The sequence below is a fragment of the Micromonospora sp. CB01531 genome, assembly GCF_001905095.1.
Lineage (GTDB): Bacteria > Actinomycetota > Actinomycetes > Mycobacteriales > Micromonosporaceae > Micromonospora.
Map to the genome: position 1 here is coordinate 65,089 of NZ_LWLS01000138.1, position 23,165 is coordinate 88,253.

Sequence of the window (23,165 nt, forward strand, 5' to 3'; positions counted from 1 at the left end):
GTCAGAGCCTGCGAAGTCCACTCAGCACCCTCTCCAGCAGTTCAGTGCCCACCGCGTCGTCGGAGTCGTCCAGGATGGTCGGCTCGTGGACCGCGACCAGGCCGTCCGTCGCCATGTCGGCGATGAGCACCCGGGCCACGCCGAGCGGAAGCTGCATCCGCGCCGCGATCTCGGCGAGCGACTGCACGCGTCCGTCACACAGCGCGGCGATGTACTGGTGCTCACGACCCTGGCCGCCATTGCCATTGGCAACGGCCCGGCCGCGCACCGTCGTCTCGACGAGCGCCTCCAGGGCGATGTCGAGCCGGGGACGGGTACGACCGCGGGTCACGGCGTATGGACGGACCAGCGCTCCGGTCGGCTCGTCACGATCGGCCATGTCGCCGCTCACCTCCTTCGTACCCGGCACCGGCTCGCCCCGGTGGAACTCGTCGTTGTCGTAGTCGTTGCCGCTTCTGACCCACCGGTCAGCGCGTCGGTCAGCCCATCATCCCGACAGCCGTACGCGGCTGCGGGGTCAGGGCGTCGCCCACCCGGTCGACGAGCAGGGCCATCTCGTAGCCGACCTGCCCCACGTCGCTGCTGCGTGCGGCGAGTACCGCGAACGACGAGCCGTCCGAGATGGACATCAGGAACAGGAAGCCGTTGTCCATCTCGACGACGGTCTGCAGCACCGCCCCGCCCTCGAAGCAGCGCGCCGCGCCCTGGGTCAGGCTGACCAGGCCGGACGCGATCGCCGCGAGCTGGTCCGCGCGGTCCCGCGGAAGGTCACGGGACGAAGCGAGAAGCAGGCCGTCGGCGGAGACCGCGACCGCGTGCGCCACACCGGGCACCCGGTCGGCGAAGTTGGCGAGCAGCCATCCGAGATCCTGCGTACTAGTCATCGTTGTTGCTCCTTCTGTCCGCTCCCGGCCACGGGCCTGAGCCAGACTGCGAGGACTGCTGACCGCCCGGAGTGCCCTCCGAGCCGGCCGAGTTGCTGTCGGTCGGGTGGTTACGCCCCCGCTGCACGCCCCGGTGGTAGGCCGACAGCAGACCCCGTACGCCTTCCGGCGTCCGGCGCTGCACCGAGGCGGACGGCTTCTCGATGCCGCCCGGGACGAGCTGCGCCATCGGCACCCGCTTGGGGAGGCCCTTCTGGGTGGTCTCGGCGACCGGGACCTCGGTGGCCGCCGAGGCCGCCCGCCAGCCGTCGTCGGCCGCGGTCTGCCAGCCGGGAGACGGCTGTTGCGGCCGCCGGCTCGGCAGTGCTTCGGCGAAACCGGGACGGACGCCTTCGTTCGCCGATCCGTTGTCGCGCGGTGCTCCGCCAGCCGTCGGAGTGTGTGCCATCGGTGTGTTACCTGTCGTCCCGGTTGTTGTCTGCTGGACGGCCTGACCGGCGGCGTCGACCTTGGCGAACTGCTGGGTGGCCGCACCGTTCGCCGCTGCGCCCTGCGCCGGGGTCTCCTCCGGCCCCGGCTTGCGGGTGCGGAACCAGGCCGACTCCAGCTCCCGGAAGATCGGCAGCTCCATCGTCTCGTCCGCGTACCGCTGGCGGTTGGCCGTCGACTGCGGCGTGGTCGGCCGCGGCGCGGGGGCCGGCGCGGGCCGGCTGAGCGCCGGCGGCGTCTCCGGCCGGGCGACCCGGGGCAGCTCGGTGGTCATGTCCAGACCGGCGGCGAGGCGCTCCGGCACCGGCGGTGCGGCGGCCGGGTCCGGCGCGGGAACCGGCGGCCAGGCCGGCGGGGCGCCGAAGCTGGGCGCGGGGGTCTGCGGGGCCGGACGCGGCAGGTGACTGACCGGCGGCACGGAGACCGGCTGGCCGGGGGCGGGCGAGGCCGACACCGGCTGCGCCGAGACGGGGTGGCCCGAGACCGGCGAGGCCGAAACGGGCACACCGGAGACCGGCGGCAGCGGCGGCGCGGAGACCGGCGGGAACGGCGGGCCGGAGACCGGCGGCGGGTTGTGCGGCCACGCCTCCGGGCTGCTCGGCAGCTGCCGCGGGATGGGCGGCTGCTGGCCGGTGCTGGCCGGGTCGCCGTCGGCCGGGCTGCGCCGCTGCGGCAGCGGGTCGACCGGCTGGCCGTTCGACGTGCGGGGGATGTAGCCGTCACCACCGGCGAGGCCGCTGGCTCCGGTCAGGTCGGACCAGGCCGGCATCGAGCGCGCGCCACCCGGGCCGGCCGGGGTGCCGGCGCCGTTGGGCGGCGCCGCGTCGAAGGCCCGCCCACCAAATGTCAGCTGGTTGCCGGACGCGCCCGGGCGCGGGGCCGGCGGGGTCTGCGGGCCGTTGTTGAGCGCGGCCACGGCGCCGAATGCGGCGGCCAGGCCGCCGCCGTGCTGCGGGCCGGCCGCGGCTGCCGGGAGGGCAGGCGCCGGCTGGCCCCGGCCGATGAGGGCGCGCGGCACCAGGACCGAGGTCGGCAGCGCGACGTCGGCCACCGTGCCTCGGTCGCCGCCGGGCCGCAGCTCGACCTTGACGCCGTGCCGGGCAGCGAGCCGCGCGACCACGACCAGGCCCATCATCCGGGAGACCGCGACGTCCACCTGCGGCGGAGTGGCGAGCCGCTCGTTCAGCTCGCGCAACTGCTCGGCGCTGATGCCGATGCCCCGGTCCTCGACGTACAGCGTTGCGCGGTCGCCCACCCGGCGAGCCTCCACCATGACGTGGGAGTCCGGTGGGGAGAACGCGGTGGCGTTGTCGAAGAGCTCGGCGACCAGGTGCACCAGGTCGTTGACCGCGTGCGCGGCGACCTCGATGTCCCGGTCGATCACGCCGAACTCGATCCGGGTGTAGTGCTCGACCTCGGACTGGGCGGCGCGGAGCACGTCGATGAGGGCGGCCGGCTCGCGCTGCACGCGGGTGGAGTCGGCACCGGCGAGAACCAGCAGGTTCTCGTCATTGCGGCGCATCCGGGTGGCGAGGTGGTCGAGTTGGAACAGCTCGGCCAGCCGGTCCGGGTCCTCCTCGCCGCGCTCCAGCCGGTCGAGGTGGCCGATCAGGCGGTCGACCAGGATCTGTGACCGGCGGGCCAGGTTGACGAACATCGTCGCGACGGACGCCCGGAGGGCGGCCTGCTCGGCGGCGGTCCGGACGGCCTCCAGGTGGACGGCGTTGAACGCCTCGGTCACCTGGCCGAACTCGTCCTTGCTGCGGACCGGCAGCGGCTCGGCGATCTGGTTGGCCAGCTGCACCGGGGTGAGCTGCCCGGTGACCTGCGGGTCCCGCAGCCGGGCCACCGCCTGCGGCAGGCCGTACTGGGCCACCGAGAGGGCACCCTGCCGCAGCTCGCGCAGCGAGCGGGCCATCGAGCGGGCGACCAGGTACGCGAAGAGGATGGCCAGCAGCAGCATGCTGAGCAGCAGGCCGGTCTCCAGGAACACCTGGGTCTGGGTGGCCGAGCGGAGGCTGTCGGCCTGCCGGACCACGTTGCCGTCGAGCCGGTTCTCCACGGTACGGAGCAGCTTGGCGTTGGCCACCATGGCCTTGTCCCACTGGTCCGTGTTGACCTTGACATCGGACAGTTTCGCGGCGCTGCTGATCTGGCGCTGGTAGTTGAGCGACTCGCGCAGGTCGGGGCCGGAGACCGTCTGCTCGTAGAACGCGGAGTCGGCCTGGTTGGCGATCGCCCTGAAGTTCTCCTGCGCCTGGATCCCACCGGTCCCGGTGGCGATGAACTTGTCGCGTAGCGCCGGGGTGAGGGCGTTGCCCAGCAGGGCCTGGTGGACGACCAGGCGGCGCTGAGACAGCCACTCCTTCTCCCGGGCGACGGCGGCACCGGCCCGCATCCGGTCGCTCAGGTCGTTGTCACCGGCGAGCTGGGTGGCCGAGTCCCGGATCGAGATGAGGTCGTTGATCAGCCCCTCATACGCCTGCTGCGCGTCGCTGATGCTCATCTTGCCGTTGAGCACCTGGCTCCGGGTCCCTGGCAGGTCGGAGAGGCTCTTGTCGATCTTGCCGAGCAGGCGATCGAAGTTCGCCGGCAGGCCGTCGATCGCGTTCCGCTCCTGCCGGTAGGGCGTCTTCACCTGGTCGACCCGCTGGTTGGCCCGGTTGTAGGCCTCCTCGTACTGGGCCCTGGTCTGGACCTGGCTCGAGCCGAGCCACAGCACCGCGTTGACCCGCTCGTCCTGCAGGGTGTCGACGAGATCACCCGAGTATCCGATCAGATTGGCCAGGTTGCCCGCCCGGTTGGCATTGTTGAGCGTCCCCAGGTGGTCGACCAGACCACTGGTGCCGACCACGACCGTGGCGATGGTCGGCACGATCATGATCAGACCGAGCTTGGACCAGATCGGCATGTCGCGGAGCCGGCTGGCCGGCCGGCGCAGCCGCGACAGGAAGGAGCCCGCCGTCGTTGGCCGTTTGCTCACGTCACCGCCCTCGCATTACCGCGTCCGGACGTCGCCGTTGGGCAACGCCGAGCGACCGACCCGGCGGGTCGGACCTCCGAGATTCCATCACGCCGCCCGGCAAACGGAAAGCCCAGGTTGTCCGTCGCCGTTGGTGTGATGAGATGTTGATGCAATTTGGCAGCAATCTGTCTGGCCGGAGTCACTGAAAGTAATGGAACACCCTCACCGCGTCATCCTCCTCGCTGGACCTTCCGGCTCCGGAAAGTCGTACATAGCCGAGCGAACCGGACTTCCTGTGCTCTGCCTTGACGACTTCTACAAGGACGGCGATGACCCTACGTTGCCGCACCGGAACGGACAGGCCGACTGGGAGTCGCCCCTGTCCTGGGACGCGGATACAGCGGTGGACACGATTGCCCGACTGGCCCGGGACGGCAAGGCCGAAGTGCCGGTTTATGCGATCGGCGCAGACCGTCGGGTGGCCACCCGGCCATTTGAGCTCGCCGGATCGCCACTTTTCGTGGCCGAAGGGATCTTCGCCGCCGAGATCGTCGACGAGTGCCGGCGCCGCGGCCTGCTCGCCGGGGCGTACGCGCTGCGCCGGCCGCGGGGGGCGACCTTCGTCCGCCGGCTCGCCCGCGACCTCTCCGAGCAGCGCAAAGCGCCCGGGGTGCTGATCCGGCGCGGGGTGACGCTGCTCCGCGCGGAGCCCGCGGTGCTGCGCCGGCAGACCGGGCTGGGCGCCGAGGCGGCCCGGGCCGGCGAGGTGCTGCGCCGGGTGGCCGCGCTGCTCGCCGGCCACCCGCACCAGCATCCGTGATCAGCCGATCAGCTTGGCGTACGCCGGCTTGATCACCTCGTCGATGATCGAAAGCCGCTCGTCGAACGGGATGAAGGCGCTCTTCATCGCGTTGATGGTGAACCACTGGAGTTCCTTCCAGCCGTAGCCGAAGGCCTCCACCAGCAGCGCCATCTCCCGGGACATCGAGGTGCCGCTCATCAACCGGTTGTCGGTGTTGACGGTCACCCGGAAGCGCAGGTCGCGCAGCAGCCCGATCGGGTGCTCGGCGATCGACGGCGCCGCCCCGGTCTGCACGTTCGACGACGGGCAGAGCTCCAGCGGGATCCGCTTGTCCCGGACGTACGCGGCCAGCCGGCCCAGCACCGGCGGCGACCCGGGGGTGATGTCGTCGACGATCCGGACGCCGTGCCCGAGCCGGTCGGCGCCGCACCACTGGATCGCCTGCCAGATCGACGGCAGCCCGAACGCCTCGCCGGCGTGGATGGTGAAGTGGAAGTTCTCCCGCTGGAGGTACTCGAAGGCGTCCAGGTGCCGGGTGGGCGGGAAGCCCGCCTCCGCGCCGGCGATGTCGAAGCCGACCACCCCGGTGTCCCGGTGCCGGACGGCCAGCTCGGCGATCTCCTGGGAACGGGCGGCGTGCCGCATCGCGGTGAGCAGCGTGCCGATCCGGATCGGGGTGCCCGCCTCGGCGGCCAGGGCGCTGCCCTCGGCGAAGCCGGCCACCACGGCCTCGACCACCTCGTCCAGGGTCAGGTTCCGCTCCAGGTGCTGCTCGGGGGCGAACCGGACCTCCGCGTAGACCACCCCGTCGGAGGCCAGGTCCAGCGCGCACTCGCGGGCCACCCGGCGCAGTGCGGGCGCGGTCTGCATGACCCCCACGGTGTGCGCGAAGGTCTCCAGGTATCGCTCCAGCGAGCCCGAGTTGGCCGACTCGACGAACCAGCGGCCCAGCGCCTCCGGGTCGGTGGTGGGCAGCTCGTGGCCGACCTCGGCGGCCAGCTCGACGACCGTCGCCGGCCGCAGACCGCCGTCCAGGTGATCGTGCAGCAGCGCCTTCGGGACCTTGATGATGTCCTCGTACCGGATTGCGACCATGCACAGACCCTAGTCACCGACCGCGCGGCGTGGGACCGGGCCGGCTCACGGCCGCCAGCCGTACACCCGCTCGACGGCGAGGCGGAGCACCAGGCGGCCGTCCGCGACCATCGCGGCCCGGTAGTCCGCCCAGTCCGGGTGCTCGCCCCGGATCCGCCGGTAGACCTCCACCAGCTCGTCGACCGTGGCGTCGTCGGTCGCCGTGGCCGGCGGGGTGACGGTCACGGTTCCCTCCGCGACCGCGTACGCCCCACCATCCGGGGTGGTGACGTGGAAGCTGGCCCTCGGATCGCGCCGCAGGTTGCGCACCTTCGCCCGGTCGCCGGTGGTGGAGCAGCGGATCAGCCCCGGCTCGGCCAGGTAGTCCACGTTCGACAGCTGGGGCCGGCCGTCGCGGCGCAGGGTCACCAGCACCCCGCGCCCCAGCTCGCCGAACAGCTCCCAGAGTTCGGTTGACATGTCATCGACCGTAGGGCGACTTGGATGACATGTCAACCAGTAGGGTAGGATCGCCGCATGGACGAACCACGCTGGCTGGACGAGCGGGAGGACCGCGCCTGGCGCGGCTACCGCCGGATGCGCCGGCTGCTCGACCTGACGCTGGCCCGCGAGCTGATGCAGGACGCGGGCCTCTCCGAGCCGGACTACGACGTCCTCTCCGACCTCTCCGAGGCGCCCGAGCAGCGGCTACGGCTCAGCGAGCTCGCCGACCGCATGCTCTGGTCCCGCAGCCGGCTCTCCCACCACCTGTCCCGGATGCAGCAGCGCGGCCTGGTCACCCGCGAGGAGTGCCCCTCGGACGGTCGCGGATCGATCGTCGCGCTGACCCCAGCCGGCCGGGCCGCCATCGCGGCCGCCGCGCCGGGCCACGTCGCCGCCGTCCGCCGGCACCTGATCGACCTGCTCACCCCGGAGGAGGTCACCGCGCTGGGCGCGCTCACCCAGCGGGTGGTCGACCGCCTCGCCGGGCGTCCGGCCGTCCCGGAGGCCTGACGTGGACCATCGCATCCTCGACCGGTTGCGCTGCCCGGTCTGCGCCGAACCGCTCGCGGAGACCACCGCCGGCACCACCCGGGCGTTGCGCTGCCCGCGCCGGCACAGCTTCGACCTCGCCCGCCAGGGGTACGTCAACCTGCTCGCCGGGCGCACGCCGCACGCCGGGGACAGCGCCGACATGGTCGCCGCCCGGGCCGACTTCCTCGCCGCCGGCCACTACGACACCGTCGCCGCCGCGCTCGCCGCAGCCGCCGCCGAGGTGGTCGACCGGGTACGCGGCACCACGGACGCGGCGACGACTCGGGATGACCGCCGCGCGGACGGCACCAGCGCGGCAGAGGCGCCGAGCCCGCTCGTGGTGGACGCCGGCGCGGGGACCGGCTGGTACCTCGAGGCGGTGCTGACGGCGCTGCCCGACGCCGTCGGCCTGGCCCTGGACGTCGCCAAGCCGGCGCTGCGCCGGGCGGCCCGTGCCCATCCGCGCGCCGCCGCGGCGCTCGCCGACACCTGGCAGCGGCTCCCGCTGGCCGACGCCTCGGCCGCCGTGCTGCTCAACGTCTTCGCGCCGCGCAACGGCCCGGAGTTCCACCGGGTGCTGGACCCGGCCGGCGCGCTGCTGGTGGTCACCCCCGCCGAGGACCACCTGGCCGAACTGGTGGCCGCGCTGGACCTGCTCCGGGTCGATCCGGTCAAGGCCGACCGGGTGGCGGGCAGCCTCGGCAGCTACTTCGTCGAGGAGTCGGCGACCGTGCACCGGGCCCGGCTCGCGCTCACCCGGCCCGAGGTGGCCACCCTGGTCGGGATGGGTCCCAGCGCCTGGCACACCGACCCGTCCCGGCTCGCCGAGCGCATCGCCGCGCTGCCCGAACCGGTGCCGGTGACCCTCGCGGTCCGCCTCAGCCAATACCGGCCGCTGACCGTCTCCTAGGTGGAGAGGTCGACCTCTTCCCAGCCGGGCGGCTCGTCGTGGTACGGCCCGCGCAGCACCACCGCCCACTCCAGCGCCCACCGGCGCTGCCCGATGGCGTTCGCGTCGACCAGCCCGGGCAGCGCCCGCCCGGCCTGCTCCGTCTCCAGGTACGCCCAGTCCAGGCAGTAGTGCAGGTCGAGCAGGGCGGCGGCGTCGGCCGGGTGCTGCGGGGCGGCCAGGATCCGGGCCCGCCACTGCGGGAAGGTCTCCCCCGCGACGATATTGGGCATCCGCTCCACCAGCCGCTCGTCCACCGGCACCGTGGGGTCCAGCTCCTTGGCCAGTCCGAGCACCCAGGCCAGCGAGAAGAGCGCGTCGTGGTGCAGCACGAACGAGCGGTGGTCGCCCGTGCCACCCATCACGAACTGCCACTCCGGCGGGGTCACCAGGTCAACCAGGTGCGACTCCAGCAGCCAGCTCATGGCGGCCTGCGCCGGCATCCCGAAGCACCGGGCCAGGATCACGTGCAGGATCGCGATCCGGGCCTCGATCTCGGCGGTGGGGCGCAGCTCGATCTCGTCGCCCGGTTCCCACACCAGCGGGAACTGCGGCGGCGGCAGCGGCAGGCCCAGCCGGGACAGCTCGTCGAGGCTCGCCTCACGGACGGCCCGCGGGTCAGGGGCGGGTACGCGCACGGCTCAGGTCCCTGTCTGCTCGCATCGGCTCATCGCCGGTCGCTATCCCCCCTTGGCCAGGGAGGATAGCGGCTCGGCGGGCTCAGCACCACGGCCGGAGCCGGGCCGGACTGTCAGCCGATCCGGTCGATCACCAGCGGCGCCACGGCCGGTGCGTCCGGCGCGATGCGGACCGCCCGCTGCGCCTCGGCGAGCGCGGCCGGAATCCGCTCCGCGTGCTCGGCGCGCAGCTCGTAGAGGGGCTCGCCGACGCGGACCCGGTCGCCGGGGCGCTTGTGCAGCACCACCCCGGCCGGGATGCTCACCGGGTCCTCCTTGCGGGCCCGGCCGGCCCCGAGCCGCCAGGCGGCCACGCCGATCGCGTACGCGTCCACCTCGGCGACGTAGCCGTCCTCGGCGGCGCGGACCACCTCGACCTCGTTGGCCGTCGGCATCGGGGCGTCCGGGTCGCCGCCCTGTGCCCGGATCATCGTCCGCCAGGCGTCCATCGCCCGGCCGTCGCGCAGCGCCGCCGCCGGGTCGGCGTCCGGCAGGCCGGCCGCGTCGAGCATCTCCCGGGCCAGCGCCAGGGTCAGCTCGACCACGTCGGCCGGGCCCCCGCCGGCGAGCACCTCGACCGACTCGGTCACCTCGACCGCGTTGCCCACGGCCAAACCGAGCGGGGTGGACATGTCGGTGAGCAGGGCTACGGTTCGCACGCCGTGCGCCTTGCCCAACTGCACCATGGTCCGGGCCAGTTCGCGGGCGTCGTCCACGTTCTTCATGAACGCGCCCGAGCCGACCTTCACGTCGAGCACCAGCGCGCCGGTCCCCTCGGCGATCTTCTTGCTCATGATCGAGCTGGCGATCAGCGGGATCGCCTCCACGGTGCCGGTGACGTCGCGCAGCGCATACAGCTTGCGGTCGGCCGGGGCCAGCCCGTCGCCGGCCGCGCAGATCACCGCGCCGACGTCGCGGAGCTGGGCGATGAACTCGTCGTTGCTCAGCGCGGCCCGCCAGCCGGGGATCGACTCCAGCTTGTCGAGCGTGCCGCCGGTGTGGCCGAGACCCCGGCCGCTCAGCTGCGGCACCGCCGCCCCACAGGCGGCGACGAGCGGGGTCAGCGGCAGGGTGATCTTGTCGCCGACGCCGCCGGTGGAGTGCTTGTCCGCGGTCGGCCGGGCCACGGTGGAGAGGTCCAACCGCTCGCCGCTGGCGATCATCGCGGCGGTCCACCGCGCGATCTCCGGCCCGGTCATGCCGCGCAGCAGGATCGCCATGGCCAGCGCCGACATCTGCTCGTCGGCGACCAGCCCCTTGGTGTACGCGTCGACGACCCAGTCGATCTGCCCGTCGCTCAGCACACCCCCGTCCCGCTTGGTCCGGATGACATCAACCGCCGTAAAAGCACTCACCAGAAGTTCCTATCAGTCGTTGCGAAAGCATTCGGCGCACCGCGACCAGCCGAGGGATTGGGCCGACCGTGACCGGCGGAGGGATCAAGCCTGACCGCCCGGAGCCGGGCACGGTCGGCCCGATCCCCCAGCTCAACCCCAACGAACCGGGATCTCCAGAGGAGGCTCACCCTCCCCAGCCCAGAAGATCGTGCCCGACGCGTCCACGACCACCACGCGCGGCGTCCGCGCCAGCCCCCAGGTGATCGCCTCCGCCGGCTCGTCCCAGGTCGGGCCCTCCTCCAGCACGCCGGTCTCGGCGCCCTCGGTGTCCCCGGCCGACCGCTCCCAGTACGCCGTCCAGACCTGCTGCCCGGCGGAGAGGTCCGGGTGCACGAAGACCGTGCCCCGCCCCCGCCAGGCGGCCAGCCGCTCCGGCACCACCGGCACCGGCGTCTCGCCGGTCACCGCCTCCAGGTCCTCGACGCCGAACGCGTGCGGCAGCAGCTCGGTCATCCGCAGCGGGCCGCCCTTCGCCTCGATCAGGCACTCCGGGCCGCCGTTCTCCCAGAGCAGCTGCCGGCACCGGCCGCACGGCATCAGCGGCTCGCCGGTGGCGTCGACGCAGGAGAGGGCGACGATCCGGCCGCCGCCGGTGGCGTGCAGCGAGGAGACCACGCCGCACTCGGCGCAGAGAACCACGCCGTAGGCGGCGTTCTCCACGTTGCAGCCGACCACCACCCGGCCGTCGTCGACCAGGGCCGCCGCCCCGACCGGGAACTTCGAGTACGGCACGTACGCGTGCCGCATCACCTCGGTGGCGGCGGCCCGCAGCCGCTCCCAGTCGATCTCCACGTGCTACCTCCGTCAGCCCTTGATGTACGGCTTGCCGTCCGCCGCCGGCGCCCGGACCCGGCCGACCAGGCCGGCCACGGCCAGGATCGTCGCCAGGTACGGCAGCATCGCCAGGAACTGGCTGGGGATGCTGCTGCCGATCGCGCCGAGGTAGGTGGCGAGCTGGTCGGCGAAGCCGAAGAAGAGCGCCGCTAGCAGCGCGCCGGTCGGGCTCCACCGGCCGAAGATCAGCGCGGCCAGGGCGATGAAGCCCTTACCGCCGATCATGTTCTTGGTGAACGAGAAGAGCGCCAGGGTGTACGAGGCGCCACCCACGCCGGCCACCAGCCCCGCCATGATCACGTTGCGGTAGCGCAGCCGCAGCACCTTCACGCCCAGCGTATCGGCGGCGGTGGGGTGCTCGCCCACTGACCGGGTCCGCAGCCCCCACCGGGTACGGAACAGCGCGAAGTGGATGACCAGTACCAGCAGCAGCCCGAGGTAGAGGAAGATGTTGCTCCGGAACAGCGCCGGACCGATCAGCGGGATGTCCTTGAGCAGCGGGATCTCCCAGGTGCCGAACCGGGGGGCGCTGTTGTACTTGGTCGCGTCGGTCTGCATCAGCCGCTCGTAGAGGAAGCCGGTGATGCCGACCGCGAGCAGGTTGAGCACGATGCCCATGACCACCTGGTCGACCAGGTAGCGGATGGCGAACACGGCGAGCAGCAGGGAGATGAACGCGCCGCCGATCGCGGCGGCCACCAGACCGACCCAGACGCTGCCGGAGATGCTGCCGAAGAGCGCGCCGGAGAAGGCGCCCATCAGCAGCTGGCCCTCGATCGCCACGTTGACCACGCCGGACCGCTCGCAGAGCACGCCGGCCAGCGCGCCGAAGATCAGCGGCAGCGCCAGGACGAAGGTGTTGCGGACGACGTTGACCAGCGGCATGAAGTTGCTCCCCGCGGGCGCCGCGGAGACCTGCCAGCAGAGGAAGCTGAGCACGAAACCGACCAGCCCGACGCCGAGCAGCAGGGTGAACCAGCGCTTCGGCACTCCGGCCAGCAGCGCGGCGCCGGCCGCGGCGGCGATCAGCCCGAACAGGATCGCGCCGACCGTGCCGTTGATCTCCAGCGCCGCGCCGCCCTCGGTCTCGCTGAGCGTGAACCGGGCCTGCTGATCGGTGGCGAGCGCGCCGAAGAGCACCGCCGCGAGCAGACCCAGCGCCAGCACCACCGCGCCGGTCTTGCGGGTACGCGTCCAGAAACCCTCGTCGACCGCGGTGACGGCGACCTCGGGGACAGCCATGGTGGACATGCCTCACCAGCCCTTCGCGAGGCTCGTCTGCAGCCGGGCCGCGCGGGCCGCCCGGAGCTGGAAGATCGCCTTCACCAGGGCCGGCGCGGCGATGAAGATGACGATGAGTGCCTGGAGCACGGTGACCAGCTCCAGCGAGATCCCGGAGTACGACTGCATCCGGTTGCCGCCGGCCTGGAGCGCGCCGAAGAGCAGCGCGGCCATCAGCACACCCCACGGCTTCACCCGGCCCAGCAGCGCCACCAGGATGCCGTCGAAGCCGATCTGGGCGACCACCTGCGGGGTGAGCGCGTCCGCGGTGGAACCGAGCACCATGTTCGAGCCGCCGAGCCCGGCCAGCACGCCGGCGATCACCATGACCAGCACGAACGTCTTGGTGACGCTGATCCCGGCGGTGCGGGCGGCGTCCGGGTTGGCGCCGACCGCGCGCAGCTCGAAGCCGAGCGTCGAGCGGTTCAGCAGCCAGGCCACGAACCAGGTGGCCAGCACCGCGAGCAGGATGCCCGCGTGCACCCGCAGGTTGTCGCCGAGCAGCCGGGGCAGCTGGGCGGAGGCCTCGACCGGCTTGCTGATCGCGTCGGCCCGCCGCGGGTTCTGCACCCCGTTCTGGATGATGATCCAGGACAGGAAGTAGACCGCGACGTAGTTGAGCATGATCGTGTTGATCACCTCGTGGGCCCCGGTCCGCGCCTTGAGGATGCCCGGGATGAAGCCCCAGATCGCACCGCCGGCCGCACCGGCGATCAGCGCCACGAGTAGGTGCACCCCCGGCGGCAGCGGCAGCGCGAAGCCGGCCGCCGCGGCCAGGATGACGCCGATGGTCGCCTGCCCCTGGGCGCCGATGTTGAACAGGCCGCCCCGGAAGGCGAGCGCCACCGACAGACCGGTGAAGACCAGGGGCGCGGTGTAGGTGAGCGTCTCCGAGATCGGGCTCAGCGCGGCGGTGAAGCCGGACGCCTCCGGGTCGAAGATCGCGCCCTTGAACAGGTTCGCGTACGCCTCGCTGACCACGGTCCAGCTGGAGTTGATCGCGTCCGAGGGCCGGGCGGTGATGTAGCCGTAGGTGGCCAGCACCGCCGGGTCGGAGACGATGATCAGCACCGCGCCGACCAGCATCGCCAGCAGAACCGCGAGCACCGTCACGGTGACCGTGTTCGCCGCCCAGAGGTTGTCCAGGAACAGCCGGCCCAGCGAGGGGCGGGGCTCGGCCGGGGGCTCCTTGGTGGCGGTGGCGGCCACCGCACGCTCGGAGTCGCCCGCGGGCGCGGTCGGGTTCGCCCGTGCCTCGCTCCGCGCCTCCTGCGCCTCGGTCGCCGGCTCCTTGTCCGGGGAGCCCGACACCGGGTTCGGGTTGCTCATGCGTTGTCCTCGTTGCCAGGGCCCTCGGGGGCCGCCGCGGCGGTGTCCGGGGTGATGCCCGCCATCAGCAGGCCGATCTCCTCGCGCGGGGTGTCCGGGCTGACGACGCCGATGATCCGGCCGCGGTACATCACCGCGATCCGGTCGGCCAGCCCGATCACCTCGTCCAGCTCGCTGGAGACCACCATGACGGCGGTGCCGATGTCCCGCTCGCGGATCACCCGGCTGTGGATGAACTCGATCGAGCCGACGTCCACGCCCCGGGTCGGTTGCGCGGCGATGAAGAGCTTCAGCGGCCGGGACAGCTCCCGGGCAACGATCACCTTCTGCTGGTTGCCGCCGGAGAGCGTGCCCACCGGCGCGTCCGCTGAGGAGGTACGGACGTCGAACTGCTCGATCCGCTCCTTGGCCGACTGCGCGATGGCGTCCGGCTTGAGCGACAGGCCCTTGCCGAAGGGCGGCCGGTCGTAGATGTCCAGCACCAGGTTCTCCGCGACGGAGAACTCCTTGACCAGGCCGTCGACGCTGCGGTCCTCCGGCACGTACCCGACGCCGGCGCGGAGCACCTTCTTGGTCGGCCAGCCGTGCACGGTCTCGCCGTCCAGGGTCACTGTGCCGGCGAGCACCGGCCGCAGGCCCATGACGGCCTCGATCAGCTCGGTCTGGCCGTTGCCCTGCACGCCCGCGATGCCGAGCACCTCACCGGCGTGCACGGTCAGGTCCACGCCGTCGACCGCGCGTACCTGCCGGTCGTCGTCCACCACCAGGCCGGAGACCTCGAGGATCGGCTTGCCCGGGGTGGCCGGCTTCTTGTCGACGGTCAGCCGGACGCTGCGGCCCACCATCAGCGCGGCCAGCTCGTCGCGGCTGGCGCTCGGCGAGGCCGTACCCACGGTCTTCCCGCGGCGGATCACCGTGATCCGGTCCGCGATCGCCTTGACCTCGCCCAGCTTGTGGGTGATGAAGACGATCGACTTGCCGGCGGCCTTGAGCGACCGCATGACCGCGAGCAGTTCCTCGGTCTCCTGCGGGGTGAGCACCGCGGTCGGCTCGTCGAGGATCAGCAGGTCGACCTCGCGGGTGAGGGCCTTGACGATCTCCACCCGCTGCTGGATGCCGACCGGCAGGTCCTCGATCACCGCGTCCGGGTCGACCCGCAGGTTGTACCGCTCGGAGACCTCGGCGACCTCGCGCCGGGCCCGCCGTCGGTCCAGGAAGCCGGTGAAGCCGCCCTTGACCTGCTCGGCGCCGAGCATGACGTTCTCCGCCACGGTGAAGACCGGCACCAGCATGAAGTGCTGATGCACCATGCCGATGCCGGCGGCGATCGCGTCCGACGGGCCCTTCAGCTTCAGCGGCCGGCCGTCGACCAGGATCTCGCCCTCGTCGGGCTGGTAGAGCCCGTAGAGCACGTTCATCAGGGTCGACTTGCCGGCGCCGTTCTCGCCGAGCAGGGCGTGGATCTCTCCAGGCTCCACCGTCAGGTCGATGTGGTCGTTGGCGACCAGATCACCGAACCGTTTGGTGATGCCGCGCAGTTCGAGTCTCAGCGCAACCTCCTGGAGTGCGAGCGATGGTGCAGCGTAGCTGCTGCCGTGCCGGCCGCCTGGCCGGGCCGGGGATGGTGCGGACCGGCCGCCCCGGCGGGCGCGGGAGATGTCCCCACGTGCGCCGAGGCGGCCGGATCGTCATGCGTAGTGCCCGCCGGCAACCGCGGCCGATGATCCGCGGCGGCCGGCGAACGGGTCACTTGGTCGGCTGGGCCTTCGAGGTGACCGTGATGGTGCCGGCGGCGATGTCCGCCTTGATCTTGTCGACCTCGGCCTTCAGGTCCGCCGGGACCTTGCTGTCGAAGTCGTGGAACGGGGCGATCGACACGCCGTTGTTGGCCAGGGTGCCGACGAAGCCCGGCGTGGCCTGGAGCTTCTCGCCACCAGCGGCCTTGAGCACGGCGTCCTTGACGGCGTCCTGGATGTTCTTGACGACGGTGGTCACCAGCGCCGGGCAGTTCGGGGTGCTCTTGCAGCCGTCGGTGTCGACCCAGATGACCGAGTACTTGCCACCGGAGGCCTGGGCCGCGGCGGTGGTGCCGAGGCCGGCACCGCCGGCGACCGGCATGATGATGTCCGCGCCCTGGGCGACCAGCGCGTCGGAGACCTTCTTGCCCTCGTCCTGCTTGGTGAAGTCGTTGGTGAAGGAGCCCTTCTGGGTCGCCTTGTCCCAACCGAGCACCTGGACGTTCTTGCTCTTGGTCTTGTTGAAGTACGCGACGCCGTCGGCGAAGCCGTCCATGAAGATGGTCACCGGCGGGATCGGCAGACCGCCGTAGGTGCCGACCTTGCCGGTCTTGCTCATGCCGGCCGCGAGGTAGCCGGCCTGGAAGGCGGCCTGCGCGGTGTCGAACTGCATCGGGTAGACGTTGGCCACACCCGGGTTCGAGTCGACGATGCCGAACTGCTGGTTCGGGTTCGCGGTCGCGGCCTTCTTGGTGGCGTCGGCCATCAGGCCACCGACGGCCAGGATGAAGTCGCACTTCTGGTTGACGAACCCGGTCAGGTTGACCTCGTAGTCCGCCTCGGCCTTCGACGCGACGTACTTGATGTCGATGTTGTCGTTGGCCTTCTTGGCCTCCTGGAGGCCGGCCCAGGCGGAGGTGTTGAACGACTTGTCGTCGATGCCACCGACGTCCGTCACCATGCAGGCGCTGTACTTCTTGGCGCCGCTGCCGGCGCCGTTGTTGTCCTTGGGGGCCTCACCACACGCGGCGGCGCCCAGCACGAGGCCACCCGCCACGAAGGCGGAGGCGACGATCCGCATCCCACGCACAGAGCGCAAGACGTCTCCTTCCCATTGCACACCGCGTTGTCGCGGTGGCAGCCCTTTCGCCGGCCTGCGGTGTGCCCGCCGGCGTCCCACGTTACGGACGGGAGCGTACGCCCGCGCCCACCCACCGGCCGACAATCGTGCACGACTGTTGAGCGTCCGTTACCCCGGTGTAACCGTTGGGTGGGGCAAATCACTTCGCGTGCCCGCAGGCCTCCGGAGCGGCGTCACGAACGTCCGTTTTCACGTGGCGTTCCCGCCGCTGACGGGCTACCGCCAGAAGACCGCCACCGCCGCGTTGACCAGCGTCAACCCGATGATGGCGAGGAAGTGGCCACGGTTGACCGACTCCCGTTTGCGGGAGAAGAAGACCATGACAAAGATCAGCAGCGCGAGCACCAACTTGGTAACAAGTTTGGCGGGTGCCGGCTCGTGCCCGTCGCGCAGCGGGGCGGACAGACCGATTCCGGTCAGCACCTGGATCACCGAGCCCCAGAGCATGGCCGCGTTGATCCGCAGCCGACCGCTGACGTACTGGGCGATCGAGCCGCCGAGCAGCATCGCGAACCCGATCAGATGGACGTAGAGAAGAACCAGCCGAAGAGCTTCCACGCCGACCATCCTGCCCCAGCAACGACGGCTTGTAGTAGTCGGCCCCGGCAGCTGCCGTCATACCGTGACCTTGGTTGGCCGCACCCCCGGCGTCGCGCTTCGCCCGTCGGCCCCGGCCCGCCGCCCACTGACCAGGACCAGACCGATACCGACCACCGCGTACCCGGCCAGCACGGCAAGGGGCCGGGTGCCGCCCGCGCCGTCGAAGAACGCCGCCGCGCGCAGCAGCGTGCCGCCGGCCCCGACCGGCAGGTACTGCCCGACGGCTCCCCACGGCTGGGGTAGCAGCTCCGGCGCCGCGCTGACCGCGGAGAGCGGGTTCCCGACCAGGAAGACCAGCAGCGCGCCGAGCCCGATGCCGGGACCGCCCAGCGCCGCCCCGAGTCCGGCCACCGTGCCGGCCGCGGCCAGCGCGAACAGCCCGATCGCGCCCGCCTCGCGCCACAGGTCACCGGCCAGGATGCCGAGCCAGCCGTGCAGCACCGCCACCCCGGCCAGGCCGGCAAGAAGGGCATAGGACAACAGCCCCAGCAGCCGGGCGCCCCGGCGGGTCACCAGGAAGATCATCAGTGCGCCGGCCAGCATGCTGGTCAGCGCGAACGGCAGGAACCCGGCGGCGAACCCGGCGCCGCGCGGGTCGTCCGGGTCGGCCGGGACGACCTGCTCCACCGGCACCGGCCGGCCACCGGAGAGCTGCGCGGCGGCCTCGGTGAGCAGCGCGGCCACCGTCGGGCTCGCCGCGGGGGCGGTGTGCAGCGCGATCCCGTCCGGACCGGCGACGAAGGCGGCGTACACCTCGCGGTCGCGGAGCGCCCGGTCGGCCGCTGCCGCGTCCGGCAGCGTGGTCACCTCGAACGCGCCGGGCCGGGCGGTGGCCAGCTGGGCGGCGAGTGCGGTGGTCGCGGGCGCCGGCCCGGCGACGGCGACCGGCAGGTCACGGGGGGCGAGATGCGCCGCCGGAGCGGCGAAGAGCGGAACGAGCAGCGCCTGGGCCGCCACCGCGAGGGCGGCCAGCAGGACGGCGAACAGCCAGGGCGAGCGGACCTGGGACGGGTGAGCGAGCATCTCCGCCTCCTAAAACGAACGTTCATTCTCTTAGGTTGAGGATGCGCCCCGGTCGACCTCCGGTCAAGAACGAACGTTCGCTTTACACTGTCGGTCGTGCCACGCGTATCGGACGAACACCTCGCGGCCCGCCGCCAGCAGATCCTCGACGCGGCCCGGAGGTGCTTCCTGCGCGACGGCTTCCACAACACCTCGATGCAGGACGTGATCCGGGAGGCCGGGCTCTCGGTCGGGGCGGTCTACCGCTACTTCCCCAGCAAGTACAACCTGGTCACCGCGATCGCCCAGGCCGTGATCGGCGGGGCGGACCAGGTCTTCGCCGAGCTGGCCCGCCACGAGCCGCCGCTGCCGCTGACCGAGGTGCTGGCCCGGGCCCTCGCCTACGTGGACTCCCAGACCGGCCCGGACGGCGTGCTGCGGCTGGCCATCCAGGTCTGGAGCGAGGCGCAGCGGGACCCGGCGCTGGCCGACTTCGTCCGGGCGACGTACCGCGGTTTCCGGGACCACTTCGTGGCGATCGCGCGGCGGGCGCGCGAGGCCGGCGAACTGCCGGTGGACGCCGACCCGGAGGCGGCCGGGGCGGCCCTGTTCGGCCTGATCCCCGGCTACTTCATGCAGCGCATCCTGACCGGTCAGCCGGACCGCCACACCTATCTGGCCGGCGTCCGCACGCTCCTCACTGGCAGCGCCACGTCACCCGTCAGCGGTTAGCAGGCGCCCCCTGTGCAACGGAATCCGTTGACCGGGGGCCTGTGCTTACACCTAGGCGAGCCGCCAGACCTGGAAGGTGGGGCCGTCGGCGGGCAGCGTCACCACGCCGTCGGCGGCGGGCCGCAGGGCGGGCGCGCCGCCGTACGCGTTCTCCCCAGCCGGCAGGCCGGCCAGCCGCACCGGGGTGCCGGCCGCGCGGCGGGCCAGCACCAGCACCGTGCCGGTGGGCGCCTCACGCAGGAAGACCAGGGTGTCGGCGTCCGCGTGCACCCAGCGCAGACCGCCGTGCCGCAGCGCCGGCTCGCCGCGGCGCAGCGCCAGCAACGACCGGTACGCCTCGAACGTGCGCCGGTCCCAGCTCTCCGGCCGGTGCCACGGCATCGGGGTACGCGACCCCTCCCCGTTCGTGCCGGTCAGCCCCAGCTCGTCGCCGGCGAAGACCACCGGCGTGCCCGGCATGGTGGCGAGCAGCCCGGCGGCCACCTCCTGCCGGGCCGCGTCACCGACCACCGTCCGGATCCGGGCCGAGTCGTGCGAGCCGAGCAACTGCCACGAGTGCACGTACGACCGCCAGGAGACCAGCGACCGGTAGCTGTTCATGGTGGCGAGCACGGTGCCCGCGTCCCGCCGCCGCACCCCGCCCGGGGTGCCGAGGAAGTTCGGCAGCGGGTCGTCGCCGTGGCGCAGCCACGACCAGACCGGGTCGGTGAAGCCGACGTAGTTCATCGTGCCGTGCCAGCCGTCCCGGTCTAGGTCGCCGGTGTGGTCGTGGCCGTGCTCGGCCAGCAGCAACCCGTCCGCCCGGGTCTCGGCCACCACCTCACGCAGCAGGCGCGCCACCTCGTGGGTGTACGCGTCGGCGCCCCGCCGGCCGGTCATGTTCGCCACGTCCACCCGCCAGCCGTCCAGCCCGTACGGCCGGCGCAGCCAGCGGCGCAGCAGCGAGTCCTCGGCGGTGGCGAAGCGGCGGCGCAGCTCGGCGCTGCCCCAGTTGAGCTTCGGCAGCGACTTGACCCCGTTCCAGGACTCGTAGTCGGCGGTCGCCTCGTCGAAGTAGTACAGGTCCCGCTCCGGCGCGGTGACGTCGGAGGCGGCGGCGGTGAACCAGTGGTGGGCGTCGCCGGTGTGGTTGCTGGTGATGTCGCCGAGCAGCCGCCAGCCCCGGGCGCGCACGGCGTCGGCCAGCCGGGCGAGGGCGGCGTCCCCGCCGAGCAGCGGGTCGACCGTGTCGAAGCTGGACGCGTCGTACCGGTGGTTGGAGCGGGCCGGGAAGATCGGGGTGAGGTAGACGGTGTTGACGCCGAGCCGGTCCAGGTGGTCCAGGTGCTCGGTGACGCCGTCCAGGTCACCGCCGTAGAACTGGCGCGGCGTCTCCGGCCCGCGCCCGATGACGGGGGTGTCCCAGTCGCAGGGGATCGCCCACTCCGGTGGGGTCCGGCCGTCGGCCGCGGCGGACCGGGCGAACCGGTCCGGGAAGATCTGGTAGATCACCGCGTCCCGGGCCCAGGCCGGCGGCGGAGCGTAGCTGACCAGCTTGAAGTCGCCGTGGTCCGGCACGTCGTGGTCGACCAGGCCGGCGGCGTTGAGCCAGCGGCAGCCCGCCCGCCCGTCGAGCAGGAACCGGTAGTTGCTGACCGGATTGCGGACCTCGACGTCGGCCCGCCACCACACGTCACCGCCCTCGGTGCGGTCGACCACGGCCTCGGCGAACCGCGGCTCGCCGTCGCCGGTGGTCCGGACGTGCACCTGGTGGACGTCGGCGCCGGCCGGCACCCGGACGAAGACCGGCACGCGGCGCCCGAGCGCGGGCTCCTGCTCCGGCACGTAGGTGGCGGATCCGTCGTGGTGCGGCTGGAGGGACATGGGACAGCCTTTCGCGTCGTCCGGACAGGGAGGGGAAGGGTCGGCCGCCGCGGCCGATCTCTCCGACCGCGGCGATCCGCCCGTGAACCGCTCCGGTGTACGCCGACACGACGCCCTTGCCGCAGCGTGAGCCGAGGAGGCTCAGCCCTTGACCGCTCCGGCGGTGAGGCCGGAGACGATGTAGCGCTGGAGGTACTGGAACACCAGCACCGTGGGGATCGCGGTGAGCAGGGTCGCCGCCGCGAAAATCCCGAAGTTGACGTTGCGCTCGTTGCCCTGGAGCATGCCGTACATCCCGACGGCGAGGGTCTTCGAGTTGGTGCTGGTGAGGAACACGTTCGCCATCAAAAACTCGTTGATCGTGCCGATGAACGCCAGCAGTCCCGTCACCGCCAGGATCGGGGCCACCAGCGGCAGCATGATCCGGAAGAACACCTGGGCGTGGGTCGCGCCGTCCATGGTCGCCGACTCGTCCAGCTCCCGGGGGAGCGTGTCGAAGAATCCCTTCATCAGCCAGGTGTTCACGCCGAGCGCGCCACCCATGTACAGCAGCAACAGGCCCCACGGGGTGTTGAAGCCGATCCCGGGCCACAGCTCGGTGATGGTGCCGAAGATCAGGAAGATCGCCACGATCGCCAGAAACTGCGGGAACATCTGAATCAGCAGCAGCGAGAGCAGCCCGACCCGCCGGCCCCGGAAGCGCATCCGGGAGAAGGCGTACGCGGCCAACGCCGAGAGGAAGACCGACGCAAAGGACGCGACCCCGGCGATCAGCAGCGAGTTGAGGAACCAGCGCGCGAACGCGGTGCGCTGGAACAGTTCGCCGAAGTTGTCGAACGTCACCCCCGCGGTCGGCACCAGCTCGGTGGACGACAGCGTGCCCAGCGGGTTGAGCGCGGCGGAGAGCACGAACACGATCGGAAAGAGGCTGAACAGCACCCCGAGCACGCCGACGAGGTGCCGCCAGCCGACCTGGGTCAGCCAGCGGTTGCCCCGCCGGCGGGCGGTGCCGGCCGGGTTGCGGGTGGCCGGAACGGCGGTGGACGTGGTCACGAGTACACCTCCTCCTGCTTGCGAGTGCGCCGGAAGCTCACCGCGGACACCACCGCGACGATGGTGAAGATGAACAGCGAGATCGCCGCCGCGAACCCGAACTCCGCGCCCTGCGCGCCGAACGCGAGCCGGTACGTGTAGGTGATCAGCAGGTCGGTCGCCCCGTTCGTCGGGTTGTCCGCGGGGAACGGCGCCCCTTCCGTGGTCAGGTAGATCGCGTTGAAGTTGTTGAAGTTGTACGCGAACGACGAGATCAGCAACGGAGAGAGCGCGACCAGCAGCAGCGGCAGGGTGACCGAGCGGAACGACTGCCAGGGAGACGCGCCGTCGACCGAGGTCGCCTCGGTCAGCTCGCGCGGGATCGCCTGCAGCGCTCCCGTGGTGACGAGGAACATGTACGGGTAGCCGAGCCACAGCTGCACCAGGATCACCGCGAAGCGGGCGGTCCAGCTTCCGCCGAACCAGTCGACGCCCAGCCCGAACAGGTTGTTGAGCAGTCCGAAGTCGGTGTTGAACATGTCCCGCCAGACCATCAGCATCGCGAACGACGGCATGGCGTACGGCAGGATCAACAGCACCCGGTAGAGGTTGGTGCCCCGCATCCGGGGCGAGTGCAGCGCCAGTGCGATGAGCAGGCCGAGGACGAACGTCCCGCCGGTGGAGGCGATCGCGAAAGCGAAGTTCCAGATCAGTGTGCCGAGGAACGGCCCGGAGATGTTGTCGTCGGTGAGCACCCGGGTGAAGTTCGCCAGGCCGACATTGACCTTCCAGCCCTGGGCGAGGCGCTCGCCGTCGGCAGCGACGAAGGAGCCCGTCGCCTCGTCCGCGGTCCAGGTCTTACCGGTTTCGCCGTCCTTGATGCAGTCGCAGCCCGTGTCGTACGCCCGGATTGCCTTGCCCTCATAGGCGCGGGACAGGCCGTTGGAGCGGATGGCGCCACCGGAGGTCGGCACGATCAGGTCGGTGATCTCCTTGCTCCGGACGCTGGCCTGACCGAAGTTGAGCACCGTGTAGCCGTCGGCGGCGGTGACCTTGCCGGTCGGGCTGACGGTGACCTGGCCGGCGTCGAGCTTGCGCAGCCCGCCCGCGTCGCCGACCGAGACCTCCTTGGTCTTCGGGTCGGTCAACAGGAAGACCAGCGGGTCGGCGGCCGGATCACCCGTGGTGGCGATGGAGAGGGAGTACTCGGTGGAGCCCGGAACCTGCTTCACCGAGGAGCTCTGGATGGCGACGATCGCGTCGTCCTTGCTGCCGCGGTGGCCGTCGCCGAAGTTCGTGAACGCGGTGCTCGCGGTGTAGAGCACCGGGAAGACCTGGAAGGC

Annotated in this window: 20 protein-coding genes and 1 pseudogene; 4 read left to right on the plus strand and 17 right to left on the minus strand. The window is 71.9% G+C overall.

All coding sequences use genetic code 11. The annotated features are described in order from the left end of the window. Window position 1 precedes the first annotated feature (1 nt). The 3 genes and pseudogenes from A6A27_RS40370 to A6A27_RS40380 form a co-directional block, all read right to left on the minus strand. Complete coding sequence (locus tag A6A27_RS40370) at window positions 2-379, minus strand: DUF742 domain-containing protein (protein WP_073840085.1); 378 nt, start codon at window positions 377-379, stop codon at window positions 2-4. Between the two features lie 100 nt (window positions 380-479). Further along, window positions 480-884 (minus strand): roadblock/LC7 domain-containing protein, encoded by a 405-nt coding sequence (locus tag A6A27_RS40375; protein WP_073839925.1) that lies wholly within the window; start codon window positions 882-884, stop codon window positions 480-482. Next, a pseudogene (locus tag A6A27_RS40380) lies at window positions 881-4,356 on the minus strand (sensor histidine kinase). The gene A6A27_RS40375 and the pseudogene A6A27_RS40380 overlap by 4 nt, the downstream one beginning before the upstream one ends. A 385-nt stretch (window positions 4,357-4,741) precedes the next feature. Between A6A27_RS40380 and A6A27_RS40385 the strand changes: the two are divergent. Further along, window positions 4,742-5,158, plus strand: coding sequence for a hypothetical protein (locus tag A6A27_RS40385; RefSeq protein WP_241825697.1), 417 nt, complete (start codon window positions 4,742-4,744; stop codon window positions 5,156-5,158). On the opposite strand, the gene A6A27_RS40390 is transcribed toward A6A27_RS40385, so the two are convergent. Both A6A27_RS40390 and A6A27_RS40395 read right to left on the minus strand, forming a co-directional pair. Beyond that, window positions 5,159-6,235 carry an adenosine deaminase gene (locus A6A27_RS40390; RefSeq protein WP_073839927.1) on the minus strand — a complete coding sequence of 359 codons (1,077 nt, stop codon included), beginning with the start codon at window positions 6,233-6,235 and terminating at the stop codon, window positions 5,159-5,161. It lies immediately after the preceding gene. Between the two features lie 45 nt (window positions 6,236-6,280). Beyond that, window positions 6,281-6,694, minus strand: coding sequence for a PPOX class F420-dependent oxidoreductase (locus A6A27_RS40395; protein ID WP_073839928.1), 414 nt, complete (start codon window positions 6,692-6,694; stop codon window positions 6,281-6,283). A gap of 57 nt (window positions 6,695-6,751) precedes the next feature. On the opposite strand from A6A27_RS40395, the gene A6A27_RS40400 reads away from it, so the two are divergent. Both A6A27_RS40400 and A6A27_RS40405 read left to right on the plus strand, forming a co-directional pair. Then, complete coding sequence (locus A6A27_RS40400; RefSeq protein WP_073839929.1) at window positions 6,752-7,228, plus strand: MarR family winged helix-turn-helix transcriptional regulator; 477 nt, start codon at window positions 6,752-6,754, stop codon at window positions 7,226-7,228. Between the two features lies 1 nt (window position 7,229). Further along, window positions 7,230-8,159 carry a putative RNA methyltransferase gene (locus A6A27_RS40405; RefSeq protein ID WP_073839930.1) on the plus strand — a complete coding sequence of 310 codons (930 nt, stop codon included), beginning with the start codon at window positions 7,230-7,232 and terminating at the stop codon, window positions 8,157-8,159. On the opposite strand, the gene A6A27_RS40410 is transcribed toward A6A27_RS40405, so the two are convergent. The 9 genes from A6A27_RS40410 to A6A27_RS40450 all read right to left on the minus strand — a co-directional run bounded on the left by A6A27_RS40410 (window position 8,156) and on the right by A6A27_RS40450 (window position 18,216). Then, window positions 8,156-8,836: a DUF4272 domain-containing protein gene (locus A6A27_RS40410; protein ID WP_073839931.1), complete on the minus strand. Its 681-nt coding sequence runs from the start codon at window positions 8,834-8,836 to the stop codon at window positions 8,156-8,158. The two genes, A6A27_RS40405 and A6A27_RS40410, sit on opposite strands and share 4 nt — an antisense overlap. A gap of 113 nt (window positions 8,837-8,949) precedes the next feature. Further along, the gene (locus A6A27_RS40415; RefSeq protein ID WP_073839932.1) at window positions 8,950-10,230 is read right to left on the minus strand and encodes a thymidine phosphorylase; all 1,281 of its coding nucleotides are present in this window, start codon (window positions 10,228-10,230) and stop codon (window positions 8,950-8,952) included. 132 nt (window positions 10,231-10,362) lie between these two features. Further along, window positions 10,363-11,064, minus strand: a complete 702-nt coding sequence (locus tag A6A27_RS40420; protein WP_073839933.1) for a cytidine deaminase — start codon at window positions 11,062-11,064, stop codon at window positions 10,363-10,365. Between the two features lie 12 nt (window positions 11,065-11,076). Further along, complete coding sequence (locus A6A27_RS40425) at window positions 11,077-12,357, minus strand: ABC transporter permease (RefSeq protein ID WP_073839934.1); 1,281 nt, start codon at window positions 12,355-12,357, stop codon at window positions 11,077-11,079. 3 nt (window positions 12,358-12,360) lie between these two features. Then, entirely contained in the window at window positions 12,361-13,716 is a 1,356-nt protein-coding gene (locus A6A27_RS40430; protein WP_073839935.1) for an ABC transporter permease, read from the minus strand. After that, window positions 13,713-15,266 (minus strand): ABC transporter ATP-binding protein, encoded by a 1,554-nt coding sequence (locus A6A27_RS40435; protein ID WP_143194433.1) that lies wholly within the window; start codon window positions 15,264-15,266, stop codon window positions 13,713-13,715. Before A6A27_RS40435 ends, A6A27_RS40430 begins: the two co-directional genes overlap by 4 nt. Before the next feature lie 196 nt (window positions 15,267-15,462). Next, a complete protein-coding gene (locus A6A27_RS40440; protein ID WP_073839937.1) occupies window positions 15,463-16,533 on the minus strand; it encodes a BMP family lipoprotein in 1,071 nt (356 codons plus the stop codon). Window positions 16,534-16,809: 276 nt separating this feature from the next. After that, the gene (locus A6A27_RS40445; protein WP_073839938.1) at window positions 16,810-17,151 is read right to left on the minus strand and encodes a hypothetical protein; all 342 of its coding nucleotides are present in this window, start codon (window positions 17,149-17,151) and stop codon (window positions 16,810-16,812) included. Between the two features lie 57 nt (window positions 17,152-17,208). After that, window positions 17,209-18,216 carry a hypothetical protein gene (locus A6A27_RS40450; RefSeq protein ID WP_073839939.1) on the minus strand — a complete coding sequence of 336 codons (1,008 nt, stop codon included), beginning with the start codon at window positions 18,214-18,216 and terminating at the stop codon, window positions 17,209-17,211. 96 nt (window positions 18,217-18,312) lie between these two features. On the opposite strand from A6A27_RS40450, the gene A6A27_RS40455 reads away from it, so the two are divergent. Beyond that, window positions 18,313-18,927, plus strand: a complete 615-nt coding sequence (locus tag A6A27_RS40455) for a TetR/AcrR family transcriptional regulator (protein WP_073839940.1) — start codon at window positions 18,313-18,315, stop codon at window positions 18,925-18,927. Between the two features lie 51 nt (window positions 18,928-18,978). On the opposite strand, the gene A6A27_RS40460 is transcribed toward A6A27_RS40455, so the two are convergent. The 3 genes from A6A27_RS40460 to A6A27_RS40470 form a co-directional block, all read right to left on the minus strand. Then, entirely contained in the window at window positions 18,979-20,790 is a 1,812-nt protein-coding gene (locus A6A27_RS40460; protein ID WP_073839941.1) for a glycoside hydrolase family 13 protein, read from the minus strand. 141 nt (window positions 20,791-20,931) lie between these two features. Continuing rightward, window positions 20,932-21,843, minus strand: a complete 912-nt coding sequence (locus A6A27_RS40465) for a sugar ABC transporter permease (RefSeq protein WP_073839942.1) — start codon at window positions 21,841-21,843, stop codon at window positions 20,932-20,934. Further along, a partial coding sequence (locus A6A27_RS40470) for an ABC transporter permease subunit (protein WP_241825698.1) occupies window positions 21,840-23,165 on the minus strand: 1,326 nt, incomplete at its 5' end. The genes A6A27_RS40470 and A6A27_RS40465, both read right to left, overlap by 4 nt.

Excerpts from the sequence above, each read along its gene's own strand:
- A6A27_RS40370 (WP_073840085.1), bottom strand. The coding sequence starts at position 379 with ATGGCCGATCGTGACGAGCCGACCGGAGCGCTGGTCCGTCCATACGCC.
- A6A27_RS40375 (WP_073839925.1), bottom strand. The coding sequence starts at position 884 with ATGACTAGTACGCAGGATCTCGGATGGCTGCTCGCCAACTTCGCCGAC.
- A6A27_RS40390 (WP_073839927.1), bottom strand. The coding sequence starts at position 6,235 with ATGGTCGCAATCCGGTACGAGGACATCATCAAGGTCCCGAAGGCGCTG.
- A6A27_RS40395 (WP_073839928.1), bottom strand. The coding sequence starts at position 6,694 with ATGTCAACCGAACTCTGGGAGCTGTTCGGCGAGCTGGGGCGCGGGGTG.
- A6A27_RS40400 (WP_073839929.1), top strand. The coding sequence starts at position 6,752 with ATGGACGAACCACGCTGGCTGGACGAGCGGGAGGACCGCGCCTGGCGC.
- A6A27_RS40425 (WP_073839934.1), bottom strand. The coding sequence starts at position 12,357 with ATGTCCACCATGGCTGTCCCCGAGGTCGCCGTCACCGCGGTCGACGAG.
- A6A27_RS40430 (WP_073839935.1), bottom strand. The coding sequence starts at position 13,716 with ATGAGCAACCCGAACCCGGTGTCGGGCTCCCCGGACAAGGAGCCGGCG.
- A6A27_RS40440 (WP_073839937.1), bottom strand. The coding sequence starts at position 16,533 with ATGCGGATCGTCGCCTCCGCCTTCGTGGCGGGTGGCCTCGTGCTGGGC.
- A6A27_RS40450 (WP_073839939.1), bottom strand. The coding sequence starts at position 18,216 with ATGCTCGCTCACCCGTCCCAGGTCCGCTCGCCCTGGCTGTTCGCCGTC.
- A6A27_RS40460 (WP_073839941.1), bottom strand. The coding sequence starts at position 20,790 with ATGTCCCTCCAGCCGCACCACGACGGATCCGCCACCTACGTGCCGGAG.